The 24,436-nt window shown below is 64.2% G+C and carries 21 protein-coding genes; 9 read left to right on the top strand and 12 right to left on the bottom strand.

The features are described from left to right. Positions 1 to 40: 40 nt before the first annotated feature. The 3 genes from EPB08_RS04235 to coaE all read left to right on the top strand — a co-directional run bounded on the left by EPB08_RS04235 (position 41) and on the right by coaE (position 2,846). Positions 41 to 1,309, top strand: a complete 1,269-nt coding sequence (locus tag EPB08_RS04235; protein WP_130617777.1) for a type II secretion system F family protein — start codon at positions 41 to 43, stop codon at positions 1,307 to 1,309. A gap of 62 nt (positions 1,310 to 1,371) precedes the next feature. After that, on the top strand, positions 1,372 to 2,229 hold the full coding sequence (locus tag EPB08_RS04230) for a prepilin peptidase (protein WP_130617776.1): 858 nt from the start codon (positions 1,372 to 1,374) through the stop codon (positions 2,227 to 2,229). Continuing rightward, a complete protein-coding gene (gene coaE / locus EPB08_RS04225; RefSeq protein ID WP_130617775.1) occupies positions 2,226 to 2,846 on the top strand; it encodes a dephospho-CoA kinase in 621 nt (206 codons plus the stop codon). Before EPB08_RS04230 ends, coaE begins: the two co-directional genes overlap by 4 nt. Positions 2,847 to 2,852: 6 nt before the next feature. Here coaE and EPB08_RS04220 read toward each other — a convergent pair whose 3' ends face one another. From EPB08_RS04220 to lgt, 4 genes are all read right to left on the bottom strand, one after another. Next, complete coding sequence (locus EPB08_RS04220; protein WP_130617774.1) at positions 2,853 to 3,785, bottom strand: Nudix family hydrolase; 933 nt, start codon at positions 3,783 to 3,785, stop codon at positions 2,853 to 2,855. Between the two features lie 38 nt (positions 3,786 to 3,823). Further along, the gene (locus EPB08_RS04215; RefSeq protein WP_130617773.1) at positions 3,824 to 4,312 is read right to left on the bottom strand and encodes a dihydrofolate reductase; all 489 of its coding nucleotides are present in this window, start codon (positions 4,310 to 4,312) and stop codon (positions 3,824 to 3,826) included. A 388-nt stretch (positions 4,313 to 4,700) separates the two neighbouring features. Beyond that, positions 4,701 to 5,495 (bottom strand): thymidylate synthase, encoded by a 795-nt coding sequence (locus tag EPB08_RS04210; RefSeq protein WP_130617772.1) that lies wholly within the window; start codon positions 5,493 to 5,495, stop codon positions 4,701 to 4,703. A 3-nt stretch (positions 5,496 to 5,498) separates the two neighbouring features. Continuing rightward, a complete protein-coding gene (gene lgt, locus EPB08_RS04205) occupies positions 5,499 to 6,398 on the bottom strand; it encodes a prolipoprotein diacylglyceryl transferase (RefSeq protein WP_130617771.1) in 900 nt (299 codons plus the stop codon). A gap of 207 nt (positions 6,399 to 6,605) precedes the next feature. Between lgt and EPB08_RS04200 the strand changes: the two genes are divergently transcribed. Both EPB08_RS04200 and EPB08_RS04195 read left to right on the top strand, forming a co-directional pair. Continuing rightward, on the top strand, positions 6,606 to 8,585 hold the full coding sequence (locus EPB08_RS04200; RefSeq protein ID WP_229238204.1) for an alpha/beta hydrolase family protein: 1,980 nt from the start codon (positions 6,606 to 6,608) through the stop codon (positions 8,583 to 8,585). Positions 8,586 to 8,845: 260 nt separating this feature from the next. Continuing rightward, positions 8,846 to 11,818 carry a TonB-dependent receptor plug domain-containing protein gene (locus EPB08_RS04195; protein WP_130617770.1) on the top strand — a complete coding sequence of 991 codons (2,973 nt, stop codon included), beginning with the start codon at positions 8,846 to 8,848 and terminating at the stop codon, positions 11,816 to 11,818. A 194-nt stretch (positions 11,819 to 12,012) separates the two neighbouring features. Here EPB08_RS04195 and EPB08_RS04190 read toward each other — a convergent pair whose 3' ends face one another. The 4 genes from EPB08_RS04190 to EPB08_RS04175 all read right to left on the bottom strand — a co-directional run bounded on the left by EPB08_RS04190 (position 12,013) and on the right by EPB08_RS04175 (position 14,566). Further along, positions 12,013 to 12,516 (bottom strand): TPM domain-containing protein, encoded by a 504-nt coding sequence (locus tag EPB08_RS04190; RefSeq protein ID WP_130617769.1) that lies wholly within the window; start codon positions 12,514 to 12,516, stop codon positions 12,013 to 12,015. Position 12,517: 1 nt separating this feature from the next. After that, complete coding sequence (locus tag EPB08_RS04185; RefSeq protein ID WP_130617768.1) at positions 12,518 to 13,408, bottom strand: TPM domain-containing protein; 891 nt, start codon at positions 13,406 to 13,408, stop codon at positions 12,518 to 12,520. A 2-nt stretch (positions 13,409 to 13,410) separates the two neighbouring features. Continuing rightward, positions 13,411 to 14,028, bottom strand: coding sequence for a LemA family protein (locus EPB08_RS04180; RefSeq protein WP_130617767.1), 618 nt, complete (start codon positions 14,026 to 14,028; stop codon positions 13,411 to 13,413). Between the two features lie 166 nt (positions 14,029 to 14,194). Further along, complete coding sequence (locus EPB08_RS04175; protein WP_130617766.1) at positions 14,195 to 14,566, bottom strand: diacylglycerol kinase; 372 nt, start codon at positions 14,564 to 14,566, stop codon at positions 14,195 to 14,197. A gap of 230 nt (positions 14,567 to 14,796) precedes the next feature. On the opposite strand from EPB08_RS04175, the gene EPB08_RS04170 reads away from it, so the two are divergent. The 3 genes from EPB08_RS04170 (at position 14,797) to EPB08_RS04160 (ending at position 18,680) form a co-directional block, all read left to right on the top strand. Next, positions 14,797 to 16,329, top strand: coding sequence for a peptide MFS transporter (locus EPB08_RS04170; protein ID WP_130617765.1), 1,533 nt, complete (start codon positions 14,797 to 14,799; stop codon positions 16,327 to 16,329). A gap of 116 nt (positions 16,330 to 16,445) precedes the next feature. Then, a complete protein-coding gene (locus tag EPB08_RS04165; protein WP_130617764.1) occupies positions 16,446 to 17,723 on the top strand; it encodes an ATP-binding protein in 1,278 nt (425 codons plus the stop codon). Between the two features lie 393 nt (positions 17,724 to 18,116). After that, a complete protein-coding gene (locus EPB08_RS04160) occupies positions 18,117 to 18,680 on the top strand; it encodes a response regulator transcription factor (RefSeq protein ID WP_130617763.1) in 564 nt (187 codons plus the stop codon). A gap of 75 nt (positions 18,681 to 18,755) precedes the next feature. Here the strand turns inward: EPB08_RS04160 and EPB08_RS04155 are convergent, their stop codons facing one another. From EPB08_RS04155 to EPB08_RS04145, 3 genes are all read right to left on the bottom strand, one after another. Beyond that, a complete protein-coding gene (locus tag EPB08_RS04155; protein ID WP_130617762.1) occupies positions 18,756 to 19,751 on the bottom strand; it encodes an isoaspartyl peptidase/L-asparaginase family protein in 996 nt (331 codons plus the stop codon). Between the two features lie 91 nt (positions 19,752 to 19,842). Further along, positions 19,843 to 21,381, bottom strand: coding sequence for a M56 family metallopeptidase (locus EPB08_RS04150; protein WP_130617761.1), 1,539 nt, complete (start codon positions 21,379 to 21,381; stop codon positions 19,843 to 19,845). Then, complete coding sequence (locus EPB08_RS04145; RefSeq protein ID WP_130617760.1) at positions 21,368 to 21,739, bottom strand: BlaI/MecI/CopY family transcriptional regulator; 372 nt, start codon at positions 21,737 to 21,739, stop codon at positions 21,368 to 21,370. The genes EPB08_RS04150 and EPB08_RS04145 overlap by 14 nt, the downstream gene beginning before the upstream one ends. A gap of 216 nt (positions 21,740 to 21,955) precedes the next feature. Between EPB08_RS04145 and EPB08_RS21370 the strand changes: the two genes are divergently transcribed. Then, positions 21,956 to 23,314 (top strand): 3-oxoacid CoA-transferase, encoded by a 1,359-nt coding sequence (locus EPB08_RS21370; protein ID WP_130617759.1) that lies wholly within the window; start codon positions 21,956 to 21,958, stop codon positions 23,312 to 23,314. A gap of 131 nt (positions 23,315 to 23,445) precedes the next feature. Here the strand turns inward: EPB08_RS21370 and EPB08_RS04135 are convergent, their stop codons facing one another. Beyond that, positions 23,446 to 24,429, bottom strand: coding sequence for a sensor histidine kinase (locus tag EPB08_RS04135; protein WP_130617758.1), 984 nt, complete (start codon positions 24,427 to 24,429; stop codon positions 23,446 to 23,448). Positions 24,430 to 24,436: the final 7 nt, after the last annotated feature.

Raw genomic sequence — 24,436 nt, 5'->3', positions numbered from 1 at the left:
ATACTGAGGCGACACGACCGTACCAGCAGGGGGAATTGCAATGGCCACGGCCACCGCCACCGCGAAGAACACCGCCAAGCTCGCCACACAACGCGCACAGGTCAGCGCGCTGACCATGTACGACTGGGTCGCGCTCGACAAGCGCGGCAAGCGCATGAAGGGCGAAATGCCCGCCAAGAATGCAGCCCTGGTCAAGGCCGAGCTGCGGCGACAGGGCATGAATCCCCAGACGGTACGCGAGCGAGGGAAACCTCTATTTGGCAACTCAGGCAGCACGGTCAAGCCGCGTGATGTTGCCATCTTCAGTCGTCAGATCGCGACCATGATGGCCTCCGGCGTGCCCATGGTGCAGGCCTTTGAGATCATTGCTGACGGCCAGAAAAACATCCGTTTCAAGAACATACTGACCGATGTCAAGCAGGGCATTGAGGGTGGCTCTTCACTTCACGAGGCTTTGGCAAAATACCCCGTGCAGTTCGATGAGCTCTATCGCAATCTGGTGCATGCAGGTGAATCTGCCGGCGTGCTCGATACCGTGCTGGATACGGTTGCGACCTACAAGGAACGTACGGAAAGCATCAAGTCGAAGATCAAGAAGGCCCTTTTTTACCCCATCATGGTCTTGGTCGTGGCACTGCTTGTCAGCATGATCCTCCTGCTGTTCGTGGTACCCGTGTTTGCCCAAACCTTCAAGGATGCGGGCGCAGAACTTCCAGCCCCTACCCAGTTCGTAATTGCCGCTTCGGAGTTCATGAAGTCGTACTGGTGGGTAGTGATCGGTGGTATTGCTGGCAGCGTGATCGCCCTGGTTATGGCCAATAAGCGCTCGCCGAAGTTCGCGCACTTCCTCGATCGCCTCATGCTGAAGTTGCCTGTTATTGGCGCCATCCTGCGCCAATCAGCCATCGCTCGCTTCGCTCGGACGCTGGGTGTCACCTTCCGTGCAGGCGTTCCCTTGGTCGAGGCCATGGACGCAGTGGCCGGCGCTACGGGTAGTGTTGTTTATAGCGATGCGGTCAAGCAGATGCGCGATGATGTAGCCGTCGGCCACCAATTGCAGCTAGCCATGCGCCAAACTGGCGTGTTTCCCAATATGGTGGTGCAGATGACTGCCATCGGTGAAGAATCCGGCGCGCTGGACCATATGCTTTTCAAAGTCGCCGAATTCTATGAGGAAGAGGTCAGCAACGCGGTTGATACCCTGTCCAGCTTGCTCGAACCTATCATCATGGTCATCCTTGGCGTATTGGTTGGCGGCATGGTGATCTCTTTGTATCTGCCAATCTTCAAGCTCGGCCAGACAATTTAAGCATCAGTCTGTAGCCCCCCTCTCTCGCGGGAGGGGGGCTTTTATCGTTTCAGGAACCACGCATGCTCGAACTCCCTCTCTGGGCCTGGATCATCGCCGCAGGTGTCCTCGGCCTGCTGGTCGGCAGCTTTCTCAATGTCGTGATCCTGCGCCTGCCGGAGCGGATGAAGGCGGAGTGGCGGCAGGATGCGCTGGATACATTGGAGATGGAGTCGGAGGAGCAGCCGATGCCGCCGGGCATCGTGCGCGAGCCTTCGCACTGCCCCCACTGCAAACATCCGCTGGCGGTGAAGGACAACATCCCGCTGTTCGGATGGGTGCTGTTGGGCGGGCGTTGCCGTTACTGCAAGACGCCGATTTCCATCCAGTATCCGTTGGTGGAGTTGCTCAGCGGCGTGTTGAGCGCGGTGATCGTGTGGAAGTTCGGGCCGACCTGGGCTGCCGTGGCGGGCCTCGTGTTTACCTGGATGCTGATTGCCCTGTCGGGCATCGATTTTCGGACTCAGTACCTGCCCGACCAGCTCAACTACCCCCTGCTCTGGATGGGCCTGCTGCTGAGCCTGTTGCCGATGTTCGTGCTGCCGCCGGCCGCCATCATCGGTGCTGCCATCGGTTATCTCAGCCTGTGGAGCGTGTACTGGCTGTTCAAGCTGCTGACCGGCAAGGAGGGCATGGGCTACGGTGACTTCAAGCTGCTGGCCGCACTGGGGGCATGGATGGGACCCGGCGCGCTGCTGCCGGTGGTACTCCTTTCTTCGCTCATTGGCGCTCTGGTTGGTGGCTCGTTGATCCTGCTGCGCAAGCATGAGCGGGATATCCCCATGCCATTTGGTCCATTCATCGCCGCAGCCGGTTGGACCTGGTTTATCGCCGGCGACTGGTTGTGGCAGCACTACGCCCAGCTGACCGGCCTGCGATGAGCAGGCACCCGGGCTACGTCGTTGCGCTCACCGGCGGCATCGCCGCGGGCAAGAGCGCCGTATCGAAGCGATTCGAGGCCCTGGGTATCCATGTCTATGACGCGGACATCGCAGCTCGGGAGGCGATCGCGCCGGGTAGCGAAGGCTTGCGAGCCGTAGTCGAGCATTTCGGTCCGGATGTGCTCGATGCGCAAGGTCACCTCGATCGTGCCGCCATGCGCCAGCGCGTGTTTGGCAACGACGCGGAACGGCGAGCGCTGGAAGCCATTACCCATCCGCGGGTACGGGCGTGGTTGCATGACCACGCCATGGCCGACCAGGGCCCCTACTGCCTGCTGGCTATCCCGTTGCTCGCCGAGAACATCGCGCACTACCGCTGGGTCGATCGCGTGCTGGTGGTCGATGCTCCCGAGGCCACCCAGCTTGAGCGACTCATCCGCCGCGACGGCATCGACGAAGCGTTGGCGCGACGGATGATCGAGCGCCAGGCCAGCCGGGCTGACCGGCTCGAGCTGGCCCACGACGTCGTCGAGAATCACGGGGACGAAACCGAACTTGACCGCGCGGTCGCCGCGCTTCACCAGCAATACCTGGCGCTGGCTCAAGCCAGGCGCTGACTGCGATCACCAGAATCCGCGGATGCCCGCGACGCCCTGCCCTCCGGCCCGGCGTGCTGCCGCTACCTCCTCGCCACCCATGCCACCGAGTGCATAAGTCGGCAAGGCCGCTGCACTGACCATCTCGCGAAATGCATTCCAGCCCAGCGGTGCCTGACCTGGATGAGTGGCCGTGGCCGCCACCGGGGACAAGGTCGCAAAGTCAGCCACCGCGACCGCATGCGCCAGCTCGCCGGCATCGTGACAGCTGGCGCCGATCCATTGGTCCCAAGGCAATGGCCGTGCATCCCATGCCATCAATTGCTGTGCCTTCAGCTGCACCCCGACGCCCTTCCCCAGGATCCGCGCGCCGTCCACGTCACCGCTCATTATCAGCTGGGCGTCTCGCGAACGAGCCAGCGGCAGCAGCGCATGGGCAAGCTCGCGCACCCGTTCGAGCGGCCAGTGCGGAAAGCGGAGCAGAAGCAGTCGTTCGCCGTCCCCAAGCGCCTGGGCCAGGCGTTCCCGCCATTCGTCAAACGCTTCCGGAACCACGTCTGCTGGCGTGATCGGGTAGCGGGCCGGCAACTGCAGCGCCCGCAGAATCGGGCGATCTGCCGGCGCCAGCATGGCGATATCGACGGCGGCAGGCTCGCACCACTGAAGGGCCTGGCCCTCCAGGGACACGGGTTGACCTTGCCACTCGCGCACTGTCCACGCATCCAGCAGCAACTGGCGCTCACCGTAGCGCCAGGGAATGCGGATCAACGACTCGCCCTGCGCGGCATCGATACCCAACTCTTCGCGCAGCTCTCGAGCAAGCCCTGACGCGGGCGATTCGCCTGGCTCGAGCTTGCCACCGGGAAACTCCCACATGCCGGCAAGGTGCTTGCCAGGTGGTCGCTGCGCCAACAGCACGCGACCCTGCGCATCGAGCATGACACCGGCCATGACGTGCATGGCCCGGCTGTCAGTAAGGGGCGACGTCAACGGAACACTCAGGCGGTGCGGATGTACTCGACCATGTCGAAGTCGTACTGATGGTCGGCATCCTTTTTGTGGTGCACGCGCGACACTTCGGTCCAGTCGCTGAAATGCACGCCCGGGAAGAACGTGTCGGCACCATCCACGGCGGCATTGACCCAGGTGAGATAGAGCCGACGGGCATGCGGCAGCGCCTCGGCATAGACCTCTCCACCACCAACCACCATCAGGCCGGTACCGCCCGCCCTCGCCAAGCCCTCGTGCAACGAGCGCACGGTGATCTGGCCGGGAAACGGCGCCTCATGTCGACGGGTGAGCACCAGGTTGGTCCGCTCGGGCAACGGGCGGCCAATGGCGACCGCGGTGTTGTAACCCATCAGGATGTACTTGCCGAGGGTCAGCTGCTTGAACCAGCGCAGGTCGTCCGGCAGGTGCCAGGGAAGCTGCCCCTTGCGGCCGATGGCGAAGTTCTCATCCAGCGCGGCGATCAACGAAATAGCCATGGAAATCCCTGGAGCCTGTTCAATGTCTCCACGTGGCCCGCGCCGGGATCTGTTTGCGCGCAAGCCAAGGAAGAACGACGGAGTGTATGTCGATACACGACTGAGTGATGACGCAGGATGGCGGGCAAACAGACCCGGCCCGACGGGTTGGGCACCGATAGCCCCCTGCGAGCACCCCGCGACTTGACCTGACCACCAGTCAGGCGCTGCGTCACGGACCGCTCGCAGGGGGCTATCGGTGTCCAACGCGAGCTACGTGGAGACATTGAACAGGCTCTCCCATCGACAGTGGGGACGGCTCGCGTCGCCGGGCCGATGGCGCCGCGCCGGCCGATCTTAGCAGGATGCGCTCACGCAACTCACGCCCCGCTGCCGACTTGCCCGACGGTTACACCGCCACCGGCGCCTTGATCGCGCCGTGTGGCTCGTAGCCCACGATCGCGACGTCCTCGAAGCGGAAATCGAACACCGAACGTACTTCCGGGTTCAGCTGCAGCTTCGGCAGCGGGCGCGGCTCGCGCGACAGCTGCAGGCGCGCCTGCTCGATGTGGTTGTTGTACAGGTGGGCGTCGCCCAGCGTGTGCACGAAGTCCCCCACACCCAGCCCGCAGACCTGGGCAATCATGTGGGTCAGCAGCGCATAGCTGGCGATGTTGAACGGCACGCCCAGGAAAATATCGCCCGAGCGCTGGTAGAGCTGGCAGCTCAACTTGCCGTCCGCCACGTAGAACTGGAACAGCGCATGGCAGGGCATCAGCGCCATTTTCGGCAGTTCGCCGACGTTCCATGCGCTTACGAGCAATCGCCGGGAATCCGGGTTGCGCTTGATTTCGTCGACCACCCAGCGGATCTGGTCCACCACCCCACCGTCGGCGGTTGGCCAGGCGCGCCATTGCTGGCCGTACACCGGGCCAAGATTGCCCTGCTCGTCCGCCCATTCGTCCCAGATGCTGACCCCGTGTTCCTTGAGGTAAGCGATGTTCGTATCGCCGTGCAGGAACCAGATCAGCTCGTGGATGATCGATTTCAGATGCAGCTTCTTGGTGGTGACCAGCGGGAAGCCTTCGGACAGGTCGAAACGCATCTGCCAGCCGAACACGCTGCGCGTACCGGTACCGGTGCGGTCAGCCTTTTCGGTCCCGTGGTCGAGCACGTGCTGCAACAGGTCCAGATAGGCGCGCACGGCTTACTCCTTGTCCTTGCTGGGCATGGCAACGGTATAGGGGCGCAGGGTCGGCGCCTTGCGCGACATCACCAGCAGGATCACGCCGACGACGACCAGGGGCAGCGACAGGATCTGGCCCATGGTCAGCCAGCCCCAGGCGATGTAGCCAGGCCGCGGGAAATCCGGCAGGCGCACGAATTCGACGGCGAAACGGAAACAGCCGTACATCAGCGCGAACAGGCCCGAGATGAGATAGCGCGGCCGCGGCTTCAGCGACACCAGCCACAGCACGGTGAACATGGTGACGCCCTCGAGCAGCATTTCGTATACCTGCGAAGGATGGCGAGGCAGCGCGCCGAGCTGCGCCAGCGTCGCCTGCCACTCCGGATGCGAGGCGGCCCACTCCACGTCGAAAGCGTGCGCATTCGGGAAGATCATCGCCCACGACACGTCGCTGGGCTTGCCCCACAGCTCACCGTTGATGAAGTTGCCCAGTCGGCCCAGACCCAGGCCGATCGGCACCAGCGGCGCGACGAAATCCACGGTATCGAAGAAGTGCAGCTGGTTGCGGCGCGACCACCACAGCCCCGCCACCAGCACGCCCAGCAGGCCGCCGTGGAAGCTCATGCCACCATCCCACACGCGGAACAGCGCCAGCGGGTCCTGCCAGATCCAGTGGATGTCCGCGTAGAACAGCATGTAGCCCACGCGCCCACCGACGATCACGCCCATCATCACGTAGAAGGCCAGGTCACCCACCGCATCGCGCGAGACCGGCAGGCGGCCGCGCTGGCGGCGGTATTCCGCGAGCAGCCAGGCGCCGAGAAAACCGCCCAGGTACATGAGACCGTACCAGTGAATCTGCAGCGGCCCCACGTGGAAGGCCACGGGATTGATGGCAACGGTGTAAGGCTGGGTCATAGGACAGCAACGGGTGGCAAAACCCAAGTTTAGCTGGCCTTGCCGTCCCCGCGGGCAACCCCGTGAGGTCACCTTATCAAGGGCGGAGCCGGCGGCTACACTGCCCGTTGGCTCGACGCGGATCTGGGGAGGTACGCGTTGCTGCCGTCAAACCGGCCAGCTCCGGACGGTTCGACCTTCGCACGCCGGAGCGTTCAGGGGGAAAACATGAAGCTCAACCGACCAGCGCATTTGGCGCTGACTGCGCTGCTGCTTGCGGCGCCGATGGCCATGAGGGCCGCCGACAGCATTCCCGTCGAGGATTTCGCCAGGTATCCGCTGGTGTCCGATCCCAATCTGTCGCCCGACGGCAAGTACCTTGCCGTGCGCGTGGACGACAACGAGAACAACTCGTCGTCGCTGGTCATCTTCGCCGTCGATGACATGCAGAAACCGGTCAGCATGCTGCGCATGCCCAAGTATGAATTGCCGCTCGGCATTACGTGGGTCAGCCCGACCCGCCTGGTCGTGGCCAAGGGCCGCCAGCACGGCTCGCTGGACAAGCCGGAGTCCTACGGCGAACTGCTCGCCACCGACTTCGACGGCAAACACCAGGATTACATCTACGGTTATGAAAACGCGAGTTCGCGCAACGCCAGCCGCGGCAGCGACAAGGGCTGGGGTTTTGTCGAGGGCACGCCTGAGCAGGCCAATGGTCATTTCTACATGGCCGAGGAAACCTGGAGCAATCGCGGCAAGTATTCGCTATACGACGTGGACGCGGTGAAGAACTCGCGCCGCCTCATCGGCGAGATCGGCGTCACCGGCATGGACTTCATGATCGGTGCGGACGGCACGGCGCATTTCGCCTACGGCACGGACGACGACTACGAACACCAGGTGTTCCACAAGGAAGGCAATGGCTGGGCGGCCATGTCACCGGCGCAGGTCGGCTATACGTTCGTGCCCCTCACCTACACGCCGGACAAGCAACGCATCTATGCCCGCTTCAACGCCGGGCTTGGGCCGTCGACGCTGGTGGAGCAGGACGAAACCGGTGGCGACCGCAAGGTACTTGCCAAGGAGGACTTCGGCAGCGTGGGCTACATCCAGTGGACCCCACGGCCGTCCCAGCCGTTTGCCACGTCCCCGGCCACGGGCATTCCGACGGTCAGCTACATCGACCCCAACCTGCCCACATCCAAACTTCACATGGCGCTCAGCGCCAAGTTCCCCGGAAGCTTCGTCAACTTCATCAATTTCACCGAGGACGGCGGAGTGCTGCTGTTCTCCGTATCGAGCGACCGGGATCCGGGCACGTACTACCTGATCGACACCCACAACTACAAAGTGCGCAAGCTGTTTGCCTATCGCCCGTGGATCCAGCCGGCACGCATGGCCGAGCGTCGGCCGTTGCGCTTCAAGACCAGCGACGGTATGGAGCTCGAGGCCATCCTGACGCTGCCGCCGGGCGCGGGAGAACACAACCTGCCGATGGTGTTGCTGCCTCATGGCGGCCCGTACGGCGTCGCCGACGACTGGTTCTTCGACGATGACGCACAGTTCCTCGCCAGTCGCGGCTATCTGGTGTTGCAGGTCAACTATCGCGGCTCCAGCGGGCGTGGCCGCGACTTCACGCAGGCGGGTTACCTGCAATGGGGCACGCGCATTCAGCAGGACCTGATCGATGGCGTGCATTGGGCGATCGACCAGCAGTACGCCGATCCGCAGCGCATCTGCGTCTACGGCGCCAGCTTTGGCGGCTATTCCGCGATGATGAGCACCATTCGCGCGCCCGGGCTCTTCAAGTGCGCCGTGGGCTACGCCGGCGTCTATGACCTGGCCATGATGTACAAGAAGGGTGATACCCAGGAACTGAAAAGCGGTCGCAGCTACCTGAAGACGGTGATCGGCAAGGACGATGCGGATCTTGCCGCCAACTCGCCCGACAAGCTGGCCGACAAGATCACCGTCCCGGTTCTGCTGGTGCACGGCGAGGACGATGAGCGCGCACCGTTCGCACAGGCCAAGGCGATGCGTGCCGCACTCGATGCTGCGCATCAGCCCTATCAGTGGCTGAGCAAACCGGGCGAGGCCCACGGATTCCGTGAAGAGAAGAACGTGGTCGAGTTCTACCGCACGCTGGAAGGGTTCCTCGACAAATACATCGGTCCGCATGCTTCGGGCACCGCTCCGACCGCACCGTAAGTGGAGTCGCACAGGCAGGTGCGACAACGCCCGTCGTTGTCGCACCTGCCATGACAGCTTCCTTTACCAGCTGAACGTGGCAGGCAGGTTGCACGCACCCGTCACTTTGTTTTAACTTCGGACTCACGTCGCCTGTCCCCCAAGCCCGGCGACGCCGCGGTGTCTGACCCCTCCCCAGGGTACGGACGCCATCCCCATATCCAGATGTCCAGCCCTCACGCGCGCTGGCTGATGGCTATTTTTTGTTCGGAGTTCCAACAATGAAGCAAAAGACACTGCTGGCTACTGCCATCGCCGCAGCGCTCGTGCTGCAGACGTGGTCGGTGGCCGCACAGGATGCTGCTCCCGCACAGGCTGACCAGACGAAGGCCAAGAGCCTCGAGACCGTCACCGTCACCGGTTCGCGCATTCGCAGCGTGGACGTGGAAACCTCGCAGCCGGTCTTCACCATGGACCGCGCCGCCATCCAGGCCACCGGTCTGACCAACGTCAACGACATCCTGGCCCGCATGCCTTCGATGGGCACGCCGGACATCACCCCGCAGGACACGCTGTCCTCGGGTGCCGACGTCGGCGGCCGCTATGTCAACATCCGCAACCTCGGTTCGAATCGCACGCTGGTCCTGGTCAACGGCAAGCGCTGGAGCACCAGCCTCAGCGGCCTGACCGACGTGTCGACCATCCCGGTCTCGATGATCGAGCGCATTGACGTCCTCAAGGATGGCGCGTCCTCGATCTACGGCTCCGACGCCATCGGCGGCGTGGTCAACATCATCACCAAGGAAAAGTTCGAAGGCGCTGAAGCCAACGTCTACTACGGCCAGAACGGCCAGGGCGACGGCCAGACCCAGAACTACGATTTCACCTGGGGCCACAGCACCGAGAAGAACTCCATCATCATCGGCGCTGCCTGGCAGCAGACCGACCCGATGTGGGACAACAAGCGCGACGAAACGCGTTACGCCAATGGCGGCCGTCATCCGGAAGACGGCTGGAGCTCGACCGGCCCGTACGGTCGCATCGTCGACCCGAGCGCTGCGGGCACCGCAGGCGCAGGTTCGTACAACTCCGCTGGCAAGTGGGTTCCGAACCAGTACGCGTACAACCACGGTGGGCAGACGACCACCGGTGGCGCACCGGCTGGCTACCACCTGTACGACGGCTCCGACAACGCGGACCGCTACAACTCGACGCAGGACATGACGTTCCGCGCCGGCACCAAGCTGAAGACCCTGTTCGCGCAGGACCAGTACAGGCTGACCGACAACATCACCCTGCACGGCATGGCTGCTGCCAGCGTGCGTGACTCGTCGACCCAGCTCGCCGGCTATCCGTTCTCCACCGGCAACACCGTCGGCGACCTGTTCCCGACCGGCGTGCAGATCAGCGGCCAGAACGCCTACAACCCGTTCCCGGGCCAGGACGTGTCGTTCTTCCGCCGCACGGCTGAACTGCCGCGCGTGACGGACACCCACGCCAAGACCTACAACATCAACCTCGGCGCCCAGGGTTACTTCCAGTTCCTGGACCACGAGTGGAGCTGGGATGCTGACTACAGCTACGCCCAGAACAAGATCCACCTCGCCACCACCGGCAACCTGGATCTGCGTCACGCCCAGGCCGCCCTCGGCCCGACGACGACGATCAACGGCCAGGTCGCTTGCGCCAACGAAGCTGACCGCGCTGCCGGCTGCCTGCCGTGGAACATCCTGGCTGGTCCGGGCGCGACCTCGCAGGCCCTGTGGAACTACCTGAACTACAACGAGTCGGCCCGCCAGGTCAGCTCGACCGACGACTACACCGCCAACGTGTCCGGCGGCCTGTTCGAAATGCCGGGCAATGCCGGCACCGTGAACCTGGCCGTGGGCATCGAGCACCGTGGCGTGAAGGGCGCGTTCCGTCCGGATTCCTACGTGGCTCAGGGCTACACCACCGATCTGGCCGCCAACGCCACCTCCGGTGCGTACTTCACCAACGAAGCGTACGCCGAGCTCGACGTGCCGGTCCTGCGTGACCTGCCGGGCGCCCAGGAACTGGGCTTCAACGTGGCCAGCCGCTACTCGAACTACAGCAACTTCGGCAGCACCACCAACAACAAGTACAGCTTCCGCTGGCGTCCGATCGAAGACGTGCTGGTCCGTGGCACGTTCGCCAAGGGCTTCCGCGCGCCGACCATCGACGACCTGTACGGTGGCCCGGGCCAGAGCTTCGAGACCTTCCTGGATCCGTGCGACAGCAAGTTCGGTGCCGCTGCCAGCAACGCCGGCGTCCGCGCCGCCTGCTCGGCCGCTGGCGTCCCGGCGAACTATCGCCAGGTCGACGGCTCGGGCACCCCGATCAAGAACAACACCGGTACGCAGACCCCGGTGCCGTTCATCTCGGGCTCCAATCCGAACCTGCAGCCGGAAACCTCGACCACCCGTACGCTGGGCCTGGTTTTCAGCCCGCACCAGGTGGAAGGTCTGGACTTCACGGTTGATTACTACAACATCTACGTGAAGAACCTGATCACGGCGGTCGATGCCAGCAGCATCCTGAACCTGTGCTACGTGCAGAACGACCCGGCCTACTGCGGTCGCTTCACGCGCACCGCGCAGGCGGATCCGTCCACCGGCCTGGTGGTGGGTTCGGTCAACACCCTCAATGAGAGCCTGTCGAACCTCGGCACGCTGAAGACCGAAGGCTACGACGTCGGTATCCACTACCGCTTGCCGGAAACCTCGTTCGGCCGCTTCCGCATCGCCTCGGACAGCACCTACCTGACCAAGTACGAGACGGTCAGCGGCCCGGGTTCCACGCCGAAGGACCAGGTCGGCTTCTTTGCTGCCGACAATGGCGCACAGGCGATCTACCGCCTGCGCTCCAACCTGCAGGTGGACTGGGACTTCAAGCAGTTCGGCGCCAGCTGGACGATCCGCTACTACTCGGGCCTGAAGGACCAGTGCTACGACAACACCCCGGGTGAGTACGTCGAGTGCAGCTCGCCGAACTACACCAACCCGTGGTGGGGCACCTACGGCATGAGCCAGAAGGGTTCGGTCGCGTTCAACGACGCGCAGTTCCGCTACACGGCTCCGTGGAAGGGTGTGTTCAGCGTTGGCGTGAACAACATCTTCAACAAGAAGGGCCCGTACTACTACAGCGTGCCGACCTCGGGTACCGGCAGCCCGCCGTACAACCCGGCGTTCGACATCGACCGTTACTTCTACGTGTCGTACAACCAGAAGTTCTAAGCTCGAGAGAGTTTGATCTTCTGAAAGGGCGGGCCTTCGGGCCCGCCTTTTTTATGCGTGGAAGTTGCGTGGAACTGGTGCGTTGGGGAACTCGCGCGGCGCTGCGGTCGCGCACTGGGTGCGCTCCTACAAGGGCGCGCGGCCTTTTTTTGTAGGAGCGCACCCAGTGCGCGACCAACACGCCTCAGTCGTAATTACAGCAACACCGGCCGATCAGGCAGCTCGTCCGGGTTCGCCTTGTCGTTGCCCGGAAAATGGCGCGTCAGCAACGCATGCGCTTCGCTGATGCCATCCAGCGAACCCTGGCGCCACGCGCCCTGCGCGAAGCTCGCCAGCATGTGGTCCCTTACATCGTCCCACTCGCTCTGAGGCACCGCGGCAGCGATGCCGCGATCGGCCACGATCACCACGCGATGCTCGGCCATCAGCACATAGAACAGCACGCCGCTGTTGTGTTCGGTGTCCCATACACGCAATTGCGCGAACACCTGATGGGCGCGCCTGTCCGCGTCCCATCCTTCCAGCACCGCCGTGGGTGCCAGGCGTGACTCGATGGCGAAGCACACTTCGCCGCGATGCGCGCGCTCGCCGTCGGCAATGGCATCGGTCATCTCATCGAGCAGGCTGCGCGGAAAACGGCGACGCATCTGGAACCAGCCATCGAAGAGGTTCATCAGCAGTCGTTGCATGCGCGCCATGTCACCAGCTCCCCGATGAACCACCGCCACCGAAACTGCCGCCACCGCCGCTGAAACCACCGCCGCCACCGAAGCCGCCGCCGCTGCCTCCTCCAAAGCCACCGCCGCCCCAGCCACCGAAGCCGCCCCAGCCGCCCCCGCCGATGGAACGACCCGCGCCGGCCGGCAACAGCATCAGCACACCGCCGATCAAGGCACCCATGATGCCCGCGCCGATCGAGGCGGCGAGCAACCACAGCAAGCCGCCAATCAGCGCCGCGCCCAATGGCGTGCGCAGCCAGATGGCGGAACGGCCGAAGATGCTGCGCAGGAAGAAGGCGGCGAACACGCCGATCAGCAGGATGTGGCCAAAGTCGATACCGCGGTGCGCACGCTGGCTGCCTTCCACCGGCGGAGGCAACGCCTCGCCGTTCACCAGTTGGGTCAGCGCGCCAAGCGCGTCGTTGATGCCGCCGAAATAATCGTTGACGCGGAATTTCGGCGCGATGTATTCGCGCATGATGCGCGCCGTCGCCGCGTCGGGAATCGCGCCTTCGAGCCCATAACCCACCTCGATGCGCACGCGATGGTCATTCTTCGCCACCAGCAGCAGCAAGCCGTCGTCCGTGCCCTTGCGGCCGATCTTGTTCGCCTCGGCCACGGCGAGCGAATACTCGGCGATCTCCTGCGGCTGCGTGGTGGGCACCATCAACACCACCAGCTGCGCGCCCTTGGCCTTCTCCAGCGCCACCAGCTGCGCATCGAGCTGGTCGACCTGCTGAGACGTGAGCGTGCCGGTCAGGTCCGTGACGTGGCGCGTGAGCTTGGGAACGTCGTCGGCCGCATGCAGAAGCGCCGGCGACAGCAGGGCCATCGCCAGTACCAGCAGCAGGCGCGTGCAGCGCCGGATCATGATCAGTGCGCCGAGGTAGCCGGAGCGGGCGTATTGCCGAAATCGACCGTCGGCGCCGTGGAAATCGCCTTCTCGTTATCCACCGAGAAGTTTGGCTTCACCTGGTAGCCGAACATCTTGGCCGTGAGATTGTTCGGGAAGGTGCGGATCATCGAGTTGTACTCCTGCACCGACTGCACGTAGCGATTGCGCGCCACGGTGATGCGATTCTCGGTGCCTTCCAGCTGTGCCTGCAGGTTCTGGAACAGGCCGTCGGCCTTCAGCTGCGGGTAGTTCTCGCTCACCACCATCAGGCGCGACAGCGCGCTGGACAGCTCGCCTTGTGCCGCCTGGAACTGCTTGAGCTTCTCAGGATTGTTCAGGTCGTCGGTGGTCAGCTGCGTGCTGCCCACCTTGGCTCGCGCATTGGTGACTTCGGTAAGCACCTTTTCCTCGTGCTGGGCGTAGCCCTTCACCGTGTTGACGAGGTTGGGCACCAGATCGGCGCGACGCTGGTACTGGTTGAGCACCTCGGACCAGGCCGCCTTGACCGCCTCGTCCTGGCGCTGCATGGCGTTGTAGCCGCAGCCCGACAGGCCGGCGACGACCAGCAGCAATGCAAGGGTACGAAGAAGTTTCATGGGGGCGCTCCGATCCGGTGGAGCTGCCATTGCAGCATTCCGCTGTGACGGGCGCAATCGTTGCCCCCGCACTACCTGTGGGAGCGCACCCTGTGCGCGACGAGCCTGCGAAGCGGTAGTCCGTGGCAACGCGGTCGCGCACAGGGTGCGCTCCCACAACGGACCTTTAACCCCAGCGGGGCCAGAGAATGAGGCCCCAGCTCAAGGCCGTAAGCATCAGCAGCAGGAATACCGCGGCAGAACCCATGTCCTTGGCCCGCCCCGCCAACTCATGGAATTCGGGGCTGACCTTGTCCACCACCGCTTCCACCGCCGAATTGAGCAGCTCGGCCGAGAGCACCAGGATGGGCGGCAGGACCAGGGCGATCTTCTCCAGCGGGCTGTTACCCAGCCACAGCCCCAACGGCACCAGTACCACGGCGAGGCAGACCTCCAGCCGGAACGATGCCTCGTGCACCCAGCCCGCCCGCAGGCCCTTCATGGACCACTTGAAGGCATTCCAGATCTGTCGGGGTCCGCGAAAACCGGTGGCGGCCATGGTGTTGTCCTCGTGAGCTCGCGGCCGGGCCGCACCCGTCCGGCGGGCATAAGCGCGCAATGATGCCACAGCCCTTTCCGCCCGTCCGTGTCGCAGTTTCCTGTATGCGGCATCGCAACGAGACCTGAATGACGGATCGGTTACTCTTCACGGGTTTTTGTGGCCCGTTTCCGGGTGACGCGAGCCGACCGCCTGGCGGTCGTTGTATGAACCGCAGTACGGACAATTGAATGGCAACCCAGAATCCACCGGTCTCCCAGACCAGCTCGTTCAGCACCGTGTTCCTGATCGAGATGTGGGAGCGCTTCGGCTTCTACGGCATGCAGGTGCTCATGGTCACCTACATGATGAAGAAGCTCGGCTTCATCGACACCAAGGCCAACCTCGTGTGGGGCGCGGCCGCCGCCCTGATCTACGCCACGCCCGCCATTGGCGGCTGGGTAGGCGACAAGCTCATCGGCACCCGCCGCACCATGGTCACCGGCGCGGTCGTGCTGGCCCTTGGCTACATGATGCTGTGGATCCCCTCGGACAACCCGACGCTGCTCTATTGCTCGCTCGGCGTGATCATCGTCGGCAACGGCTTCTTCAAGCCGAACGCCGGCAACCTGGTGCGCAAGATCTATGAGGGCGACGACGTCCGCATCGACAGTGCCTTCACCATCTACTACATGGCGGTAAACGTCGGCTCGATGCTGTCGATGACTGCCACGCCGTGGATCCGCGACTACGTGGGCGCCCATTACGGCGATGCCATGGGCTGGCACACCGCGTTCGGCGCCTGTGCCGTGGGCCTGGTGCTGGGCCTGGTCAACTACTGGCTGATGCACCGCACGCTGGCCCACATCGGCTCACCGGCTGACGAGCAGCGGCTGAAGATGAACCGGGTGCTCGCGCTGTTCGGCGCTTCGCTGGTGCTGGTGTTCGTCTCTGCCTTCATCCTGCAGAGCCTGCTGGCCGCGAAGATCTGCGTCTACCTCGCCGGCATCGTGATCCTGGGCATCTTCGCGCACCTGATCCGCAACGCGGAAAAGAGCGAGCGCTCCGGCCTGATCGCCGCACTGGTGCTCACCGTGCAGACCATTTTCTTCTTCATCTTCTATGCGCAGATGGCGACTTCGCTGAACCTGTTCGCGCAGAAGAACGTGAATCTCTCGTTCGACGTGTTCGGCGTCCACCTGTTCAACTGGATTCCCGAGCAGTACCAGAACCTCAACGCGATCTGGATCGTGATCCTGAGCCCGGTGCTGGTGGCGATTTACAACACGCTCGGCCGCGCGGGCAAGGATCCGTCGGTGGCGACCAAGTTCGCCTTCGGCTTCGCAGCGGTGGCGCTGGGCTTCTTCATGTACGGCTTCGGCGCACTGAGCGCGGTAGACGGCCAGGTGTCGTCGTGGACGATGATCTGGGGCTACGGCCTGTACTCGCTGGGCGAACTGCTGGTGAGCGGCCTGGGACTGGCGATGATCGCGCGCTACGTGCCGGCACGCATGGGTGGCTTCATGATGGGTGCCTACTACGTGGCCGTGGGCATCTCGCAGTACCTGGGCAGCGTGGTGGCGAACCTCGCCGCCATGCCGGAGAACATCAGCAGCCCGGTCGAGTCGCTCAACATCTACGTGGGCCTGTTCAACAAGCTCGGCTTCGTGGGCGTGGGCTGCACCGTGATCGCGCTGGTGATGCTGCCGCTGATGAACCGGCTGTCCCGCAGTCACGCCGAAGCGCATACGCCGCTTCCGGCCGTGCACAGCGAAGAGGTCTGATCCTCCCGAAGCCCGCCTGACGGCGGGCTTCGTCGTTTTGGGGGGCGGCGCGACGCAAGGACGCACCGGCCTGCTTCCGACCGAGGCGTGTGCACAAACCTACTACTATCGCGCCCATGAAACGCTCCAGCTCCCAGCAGCGCATCGGTCCCCGCCCCCTCTTCCGCAGCCTTGCTTGGCTGCGCATCTGCGCCATCGCAGGCCAGAGCACCGCGGTACTCGTGTGTGCGCTGTGGATGCAACTGGATATCCAGCTGTTGCCGCTGATGGTCGGCATCTGCTCGCTGGCGGTGTTCGCGGTATTCGCCGCCTGGCGCCTGACGCAGCCCTGGCCGATCAAGCAGTGGGAAACCATCCTGCATGTGGCGGTCGATACGCTGATCCTGGGCTACCTGCTGCACTTCACGGGCGGCGCCAGCAATCCGTTCATCACGCTGCTGATCATCCCGATCGCCTTGACGGCAGCCGCACTTCCGGTGAGCGCCGTGCTGTCGGTGGCAGCGCTCGTCGGCGCCGCATACGTCGTGCTGCTGTTCTGGTACGTGCCGCTTCCCGGACCAATGGACGGCGAAACCGCCAGCGGCTTTTCCCTGCATGTCATCGGCATGGGCGTGAACTTCGTGATCATGGCCCTGCTGCTGGGCTTTTTCATCAAGCGCCTGGCCCGTTCCCTGCGCTTCCAGCAGCTGGAAATGCAGCGGGTGCGCGAGCGTGCCCTGCGCGACGAGGGCATCCTCGCCATCGCCACCCAGGCTGCCGGCGCCGCGCATGAGCTGAATACACCGCTGGCGACCATGCGCACCCTGCTCCCCGAGCTGCGTCGTGAGCATGCCGAAGACAAGGCGCTGGCCGAAGACCTGGAGCTGCTCGAAGGCCAGGTCGACCGCTGCCGCACGATCCTTCGCGAGATGGTGGCCTTCGGCAAAGCGCAGCTCTCGCAGGAGCCCGAACTGCTCACGGTGGACCGCTTCATCCACGGCTGCCTGGAGCGCTTCCAGCTGCTGCGCCCCGAAGCGGATCTCACCCTGGCCATGGACCAGGAGGCCTCACGCACGGTGCTGCGTACGCCCCCGGGCCTGCGCCATGCATTGCTGAACCTGCTCAACAACGCGGCCGACGCCTCCGCGATCAACCACTCCCAGGCCGTCGCACTGACCGTACGCAGCGACGGCGGCTGGCTGGAGCTGATCGTGATCGACCATGGACCGGGCTTCACCGATACCGATGAGCTGGGTGTGCTGGGTCGATCAGGCAAGCAGACGGGCCTGGGCATTGGCCTTGCCTTGGCCGAAGCCACGGCCGAACGCCTCGAGGGTGAACTGACCGCCAGCAATACCGGCAGCGGTGCCCAGATGCGGCTGCGCCTGCCCCTCACGGTGGTGGCCGCGCCATAATTAAGGCAACACGGACTAAGTATCGCCGTTGTCATGATGTCTGGAAGGCCCACCGGCTGCGCCGCGTGGCGCCGGGAAGACTGGCCGTCTTGCCAAGCCGCGCGGCGCAGCCGGTGGGCCTTCCAGACATCACCCCATTCTTGGAAATTCGAGCGGTTGTGGGGCCTGCCCTGTCTGTCCGCAGGCCTTCGGTCCGTTGTCTCAACAGACGGCCAGTCTGCCTTCTCCAACGGCCCTGTGACCTGCGAACAGACAGGGCAGGTGACGACGGCGATACTTAGTCCGTGTTGCCTTAACTGTGGCGGATAGCCACAGTGGCACATGGCCACATGTGCATGCGTTGCCGCACCGGTGAGAATGTGCTCGTCCGGCCCCCGTGCCGTGGAGACCCCCATGAGCGACCAGCAACTCCTGATCATCGATGACGACGCCACCTTCGCCCGTGTTCTTGCGCGTGCTCTCAGCTCGCGCGGGTTCGAGGTGATTACTGCAAGCAATGCTGACGAGGCACGCGCACTGACCCGCCGGCACCAGCCTCGCTACTGCGTGCTCGACCTGAAGCTGGGCGACGAGAACGGCCTGCGCCTGATTCCCGAACTGCAGGCACTGGTGCCGGAAATCCGCGTACTCCTGCTGACCGGCTACGCCTCGATCGCCACCGCCGTGGAAGCGATCAAGCGCGGCGCACACGACTACCTGTCCAAGCCGGTCGACGCCGACGCCGTGGTTCGCGCCCTGCTCGATGGCGACACCAGCACGGGCGACGACGACCTGGTCGATGCCCCCGAAGCGCCACTGGCCCTACGCCGGCTGGAGTGGGAACACATCCAGCGCGTGCTCACCGAGTGCGACGGCAACATCTCCGAGACCGCCCGTCGACTTGGCATGCATCGCCGCACGCTGCAGCGCAAGTTGAGCAAGCACCCCGTGCGCGAGCGCCCCGAAAGCGACGATTGACGAGCAAGTGATTCGAGAAAGGCGGCCATCGCGGCTGGCCTTTCTCGCCTCCGTCAGGTTCGCTCCGACCCGTCGTTACAACGGGTTCTGCGATCCGGCATCGCCCGGCAGCGGGTCCGCCGTGCCGTCGTCCTCGTCACCATAGAGCGCCACGTGCGGCACGCCATCGGCGCCGATCCAGCCGCGATACATGCCGTCGGTATTGAACGGCATGGCGATGTGGCCGCTGTCATCCAGCGCAATCGCGCCACCGTTGCCGCCCATCGACGGAATTTCCTGATTGATCACTTCGGCGGCCGCGCGCTTCAACGGCACGCGCATTTGCGTGACGCGCATGCATATTTCATGCGCAGCCACCGTGCGGATGTAGTACTCGCCCCAGCCGGTGCCTGACACGGCGCAGCCAGAGTTGGCATAAGTACCTGCGCCGATGATGGGCGAGTCACCGACACGTCCCCAGCGCTTGTCCGTCATGCCGCCGGTCGAGGTGCCGGCCGCCAAGTGGCCATCGGCATCCAGCGCCACCGCGCCGACCGTGCCAAAGTGCTTGGCCGTTTCTACGTCCGAATGCTTGACCTTGTCCGCGTCTTCCTTGAGCGCCTTCTGCAACTGCTGCCAGCGCTCTTCAGTGCGGAAATAGGAAGGATCGACCAATTCGACCCCTACCGTCTTCGCGAACTCCTCCGCACCGTCGCCCACCAGCATCACGTGATCGGATTTTTCCATCACGGCACGCGCCAGCAGGATGGGGTTCTTCACGCGGTGAACACCGGCAATGGAGCCGGCACCCAGCGTGGCGCCGTCCATGATGGCCGCGTCCATTTCGTTCTTGCCGTCGTGCGTAAATACCGAACCCTTGCCGGCGTTGAAGTTGGGATCGTCCTCAAGCACCGTGATGGCCGCCGCTACGGCGTCGACTGCCGTCTTGCCCGACTTCAGCTGGGCGTAGCCCTTTTGCAACGCCTGGGTCAGGGCCGCCCGCACGGCCTTCTCACGTGCCGGGCTCATCTCGCGCTTGATCACGCCGGCCCCGCCGTGGATCACCAGCACCGGCGAGGCAGCGTGAGTCATGGTGGCGATCCCCAGCGCCGCAACGGCGGCCACAATACGGCAGGACTTCACAGCGCGGTTCCCTCGAAAAAGTGAGGGCAGTATATCCGCCCTACTTCGGCTCGAAGCGCACCTGCTTGCCTTCGAATACCGGCTGCATGTTCACCGTTGCAGCCACCAGGCGCATGGCCTCGCGGGCGGGCACATCCTCGAAGTTCAGGCTGATGACACCATTCCCCAGCGTATCGGGATTGGCCAGCGTCCAGCCCGCCTTGGATGCCACCGATTGCGCCACGTCCCGCACCTGCCCATGGACCACGTGCTCGTTGATCGATGGTGATGTTTCCGCAGCCGCACGTGCCGGGCAGCCTGCCCGTGGAACGACATCGACGACATAGCTGTCGCCGCCCTTGCTGTCTTCATGCACCGCATGCATCGAGGTGTTCAACGGCCCCTGCAATTGCTGATGGGCAAGCACGGCGCCTGCGCGGCTCATCGACAAGTCGATGGCCACCGTGCCGTTACTCGACGGCGTGGTGATCGCCTTCACCGTCCAGTCCGCCACGCGCACCTCACCGGCCTGGCCATCGGCCATGCACAGGGCAAGCGTCGAGCGCTCTGTATGGCGATGCTGCTCGCCGTCGGTGGTGAATGCGAGCTTCAGATCCAACTGGTATTCGTGCGACGCTGCCGCCCCAGGCACAGGCGTTGAAGCCGGCGTACTGGCGGCATAAACCCAGCCGGCGGCAGAGGCCAGCCACAAGGCGCCCAGGGTGGTGCCCAGGAGATGTTGCCGGCGACCCGGCGTTGGCAGTTTCAACATGGCGATACGCTCCATCAGGGGATGTTGTGATGACCAACTGCAACCCACCGGCAGCGCCCATGCCGCCGGCTGTGTCTTCAACAAGGCATCGGCGTAGCGCCGACGCGTGACGCCCGACTGCCGCAGCACCGCGGCATCGCAGGCGAGCTCCAGGTCCTGGCGCAGGGCGCGCCAGCACCACCAGGCCATCGGGTGGAACCAGAACAAGGCCAGCACGAGGCCAGCCAGCAGGCACCAGCAACCATCGCGGCGCTGCGCATGCATGCTTTCATGGGCCACGACCAGTACCTGTTCGTCGTACTCGTAGCGATGCTCGAAGTCCGCCGGCAGCACGATGCAGACGCGCCACGCGCCAACCAACGCCGGCCCGATATCCACGGACTCTGCCCGCCGAATCGGCCAGCGGCAGGGCCACCCGGTGACCGCGACCGCCGTGCGCAGGCGATGTCGATAACGCCGCTGCGCGAGGGCCGCCCCCAACAGCAAAACCAGGACACCGGCCAACCACAGCAGCAGGACCAGCACACGCCACGGCAGATGGGTGGGCGAACTGGCATCCCGGGAGAACTCGTCCGTAACCGACTGGATCATCACCACCATGCGCGGCAGGCTACCGGCGCCAGGGGCCATCGAGGCGGGATGGGGCAGCAGGCACGCCACCAACATCGCCAGCGGCAACCACCATAGTTGTGCCGCGCGTTCCGCGCCGAATGCGCGCCGGGCCGGCCCTCGCAACAGCAGCACCAGCGAGCTACCCAGGGTGAACACCAGCAGGAGCATGCCCAGCGGTGCAGCCAGGTTTTCCACCCACGATTCAAGGCTGCTCATCGTCGAGCTCCTGCAGCAGCTTTCGAAGCTCGGCGATGTCCTTCTTCGATAGCTTGCGCTGTTCGGAAAAGTGGGCCACCAGCGGCGCCACGCGACCACCGAACAGGCGATCAAGCAGACCCTTGCTCTCCTGTGAGACGTACTGCTCGCGCGGCAACCGCGGCGCATAGAGGTAACGGCGCCCGTCGCGTTCAGCCTTGACGGCTTTCTTTTTCAGCAAGCGGTTGAGCAGGGATTTGACCGTGCCCTCCTGCCAGCCCTGCTGCGGCCCGACCTCGGCCAGGATGTCCTCGGCGCTGCGTGGCGACGCGCGCCACAGCACCTCCATGATGATCGCTTCGGCTTCGCTGATGGCCATGCATGCACCGTTTACGTGTGTAAGCGATTCAATGTTTACACGCGTAATCGAAGTCGGTCAAGCCTGGGGGCGGCAATTTCGCGCGCAGTCCGGTCGCGTATGGCTGGCCCACCCTCCCAGGTGAGGGGGGCGCCCCTTGGGACCTTCGTACAGCATGTCCGGTCACCGATTCGTCGTATCCTTTACCACTGGCTCTCCCTGCAAGAAGGCATCTCAATGGACAAGGTGTATGCAAGCGCGACAGAAGCTCTCGACGGGCTGCTGTTCGACGACATGACCATCGCCGCTGGCGGCTTCGGCCTGTGCGGTATCCCCGAGAATCTGATCGCCGCGCTGCTGAAGGCCGGCACCAAGGGCCTCACCATTGCCGGCAACAATGCCGGCGTGGATGACTTCGGCATGGGCCCGCTGCTCAAGACCCGCCAGGTGAAGCGCGTATACGCCTCCTACGTGGGTGAGAACAAGGAATTCGAGCGCCAGGTGCTGGCCGGCGAACTGGAGCTGCACCTGGTACCCCAGGGCACCCTGGCCGAGAAGCTGCGCGCCGGCGGCGCCGGCATCCCCGGCTTCTACACGCGTACGGCGTTTGGCACCAAGCTGGCCGAAGGCAAGGAAACCAAGGTCTTCGACGGCAAGGAGTACGTGCTGGAAGAAGCCATCCACGCCGACGTGTCGATCGTGAAGGCATGGAAGGGCGACCGCCTGGGCAACCTGGTGTTCCGCAAGACCGCACGCAACTTCAATCCAATGATCGCCACCTGCGGCAAGGTCTGCGTGGCGGAAGTGGAAGAGCTGGTGGAAGTCGGCGCGCTTGATCCGGAAAACGTCCACGTCCCGGGCATCTACGTCGACCGCATCATCCAGGGCCCCTCGTACGAAAAGCGCATCGAGTTCCGCACCATCGCCGGCGCCAACACCGGCAAGGAAAGCCCGATCCGCACGGCGATGGCGCAGCGCGCCGCCAAGGAGCTGCGCGACGGTTTCTACGTGAACCTGGGCATCGGCATTCCCACGCTCGTGGCGAACTACATTCCGCCGGGCATGGACGTCACCTTGCAGTCGGAAAACGGCCTGCTCGGCATCGGCCCGTTCCCGGATGAGGCGCACGTCGATCCGGACCTGATCAACGCCGGCAAGCAGACCATCACCACCCTGCCCGGCTCGAGTTTCTTCTCCAGCGCCGAGTCGTTCGCGATGATCCGCGGCGGCCACATCGACCTGTCGATCCTTGGCGGCCTGGAAGTGTCCTGCACCGGCGACCTCGCCAACTGGATGGTACCGGGCAAGATGGTGAAGGGCCCGGGCGGCGCCATGGACCTGGTGAGCGGCGTCAAGCGCGTGGTGGTGCTGATGGAGCACACCGCGAAGGATGGCTCGCCCAAGATCAAGGATCAGTGCGACCTGCCCATCACCGGCAAGGAATGCGTGGACCTGATCATCACCGACCTGTGCGTGTTCTCGGTCGAGAAGGGCAAGGGCCTGACCCTGATCGAGATGCACGACGGCGTGACGCTGGACGACGTGAAGGCGAAGACGGGCTGCGCGTTCGCCATCAGCCCTTCACTGCAAAAGTAACTGCTCGAGCAAAGCTGCGCGGAACGATCGTTCCGCGCAGCACGTTCTTGCATGACATCAGTTCGCGATGACCGGAAGGTCCGCGTTCGACAGTCGTTGCTACAGCGAACGCCGGCAGCCGGCGCCTCCCATCAGGAGGCCACGAGCACCGACTCGGGGAACCGTATCCGCGCGACATGCTTGCGGTCTTCGCGCGTCTGCAGTTCCAGCGGCCAATGGAAGCGTTCGCTGATGCGTTGGGCGATAGCCAGCTCGAAACCATGGCGGTTCGCCGCCATGGGCGCGGCGGCTTCGCCGCGATGAGTCACCGTCACCACGCCTGGCATCACCGTGACCACCACCGTGCCACCTTCCGCCTGCTGGCAGGCGTTACGGATCAGCTGCCAGCACAGCACCGAGAAGACACGCGGTGAACCATGAAGCGCGAAGCGGGCCGGCTCTTCGAGCTCGAGCGTGATGGGGCGCCCCTCGAGCATGGCCAGCACATCGGGCAGCTCGTGGCGGATCACGTCGTTGACGATGAAGTCTTCTTCGGTGAGTCCGTTATCTGACTCGCGCGCAAGAATCAGCAAGGCTTCGACCAACGCTTCCATCTCGCGCGTCGAGCGCTTGATGCGCTGGACCGAACGCTGGCCGAATTCGCCCAACGAAAGATCGTCGGCCAGCATGTCGGCGGACATCTTGATCACCGTCAGCGGGCTGCGCAGTTCGTGGCTGGCATCGCGGGTGAAGTTGCGCTCGCGCTGGTTGTAGCCGGCGATACGGTTGGCAAAGCCGTAGAGGCTGTTGGCCAGGGTCACCACATCAGCATCGGTACGGCCGGGCAACTGGTCGGGCCGCCAGTTGTCGATATCCATCGACTGCTCGTCCCAGTCGCTTACGGCACGCGCCAGCCGGCTTACCGGCGACCACTGCCGCCGCGCAGCCAGCCACGCCAACACGCTGATGATCACGATCAGCACCAGCACGGCTTCCACGGGCGCCACGTTGTACACGCCCATCAGGCACACGAGCACCAGGGCCAGCATCTGCAGGCCGAAGATGATCGCGAGACGGCGATGGAACAGCCCGCGCTTCAGGAAACGCGCGGGCCGCGCAGGACCCCTGCTAGCCATATCAGTT

The sequence above is a fragment of the Dyella amyloliquefaciens genome (assembly GCF_004296575.1).
Lineage (GTDB): Bacteria > Pseudomonadota > Gammaproteobacteria > Xanthomonadales > Rhodanobacteraceae > Dyella > Dyella amyloliquefaciens.
The sequence above is the reverse complement of the archived record's forward strand: the minus strand, read 5'-3'. Positions and strand labels throughout refer to the sequence as shown.

Excerpts from the sequence above, each read along its gene's own strand:
- EPB08_RS04180 (WP_130617767.1), bottom strand. The coding sequence starts at position 14,028 with ATGAAACTTCTTCGTACCCTTGCATTGCTGCTGGTCGTCGCCGGCCTG.
- EPB08_RS04155 (WP_130617762.1), bottom strand. The coding sequence starts at position 19,751 with ATGACTCACGCTGCCTCGCCGGTGCTGGTGATCCACGGCGGGGCCGGC.
- EPB08_RS04135 (WP_130617758.1), bottom strand. The coding sequence starts at position 24,429 with ATGGCTAGCAGGGGTCCTGCGCGGCCCGCGCGTTTCCTGAAGCGCGGG.
- EPB08_RS04160 (WP_130617763.1), top strand. The coding sequence starts at position 18,117 with ATGAGCGACCAGCAACTCCTGATCATCGATGACGACGCCACCTTCGCC.
- EPB08_RS04200 (WP_229238204.1), top strand. The coding sequence starts at position 6,606 with ATGAAGCTCAACCGACCAGCGCATTTGGCGCTGACTGCGCTGCTGCTT.
- EPB08_RS04190 (WP_130617769.1), bottom strand. The coding sequence starts at position 12,516 with ATGGCGCGCATGCAACGACTGCTGATGAACCTCTTCGATGGCTGGTTC.
- EPB08_RS04195 (WP_130617770.1), top strand. The coding sequence starts at position 8,846 with ATGAAGCAAAAGACACTGCTGGCTACTGCCATCGCCGCAGCGCTCGTG.
- EPB08_RS04150 (WP_130617761.1), bottom strand. The coding sequence starts at position 21,381 with ATGAGCAGCCTTGAATCGTGGGTGGAAAACCTGGCTGCACCGCTGGGC.
- EPB08_RS04185 (WP_130617768.1), bottom strand. The coding sequence starts at position 13,408 with ATGATCCGGCGCTGCACGCGCCTGCTGCTGGTACTGGCGATGGCCCTG.
- EPB08_RS21370 (WP_130617759.1), top strand. The coding sequence starts at position 21,956 with ATGGACAAGGTGTATGCAAGCGCGACAGAAGCTCTCGACGGGCTGCTG.
- EPB08_RS04220 (WP_130617774.1), bottom strand. The coding sequence starts at position 3,785 with ATGCACGTCATGGCCGGTGTCATGCTCGATGCGCAGGGTCGCGTGCTG.
- EPB08_RS04230 (WP_130617776.1), top strand. The coding sequence starts at position 1,372 with ATGCTCGAACTCCCTCTCTGGGCCTGGATCATCGCCGCAGGTGTCCTC.
- EPB08_RS04170 (WP_130617765.1), top strand. The coding sequence starts at position 14,797 with ATGGCAACCCAGAATCCACCGGTCTCCCAGACCAGCTCGTTCAGCACC.
- EPB08_RS04215 (WP_130617773.1), bottom strand. The coding sequence starts at position 4,312 with ATGGCTATTTCGTTGATCGCCGCGCTGGATGAGAACTTCGCCATCGGC.
- EPB08_RS04145 (WP_130617760.1), bottom strand. The coding sequence starts at position 21,739 with ATGGCCATCAGCGAAGCCGAAGCGATCATCATGGAGGTGCTGTGGCGC.
- coaE (WP_130617775.1), top strand. The coding sequence starts at position 2,226 with ATGAGCAGGCACCCGGGCTACGTCGTTGCGCTCACCGGCGGCATCGCC.
- lgt (WP_130617771.1), bottom strand. The coding sequence starts at position 6,398 with ATGACCCAGCCTTACACCGTTGCCATCAATCCCGTGGCCTTCCACGTG.
- EPB08_RS04235 (WP_130617777.1), top strand. The coding sequence starts at position 41 with ATGGCCACGGCCACCGCCACCGCGAAGAACACCGCCAAGCTCGCCACA.
- EPB08_RS04175 (WP_130617766.1), bottom strand. The coding sequence starts at position 14,566 with ATGGCCGCCACCGGTTTTCGCGGACCCCGACAGATCTGGAATGCCTTC.
- EPB08_RS04165 (WP_130617764.1), top strand. The coding sequence starts at position 16,446 with ATGAAACGCTCCAGCTCCCAGCAGCGCATCGGTCCCCGCCCCCTCTTC.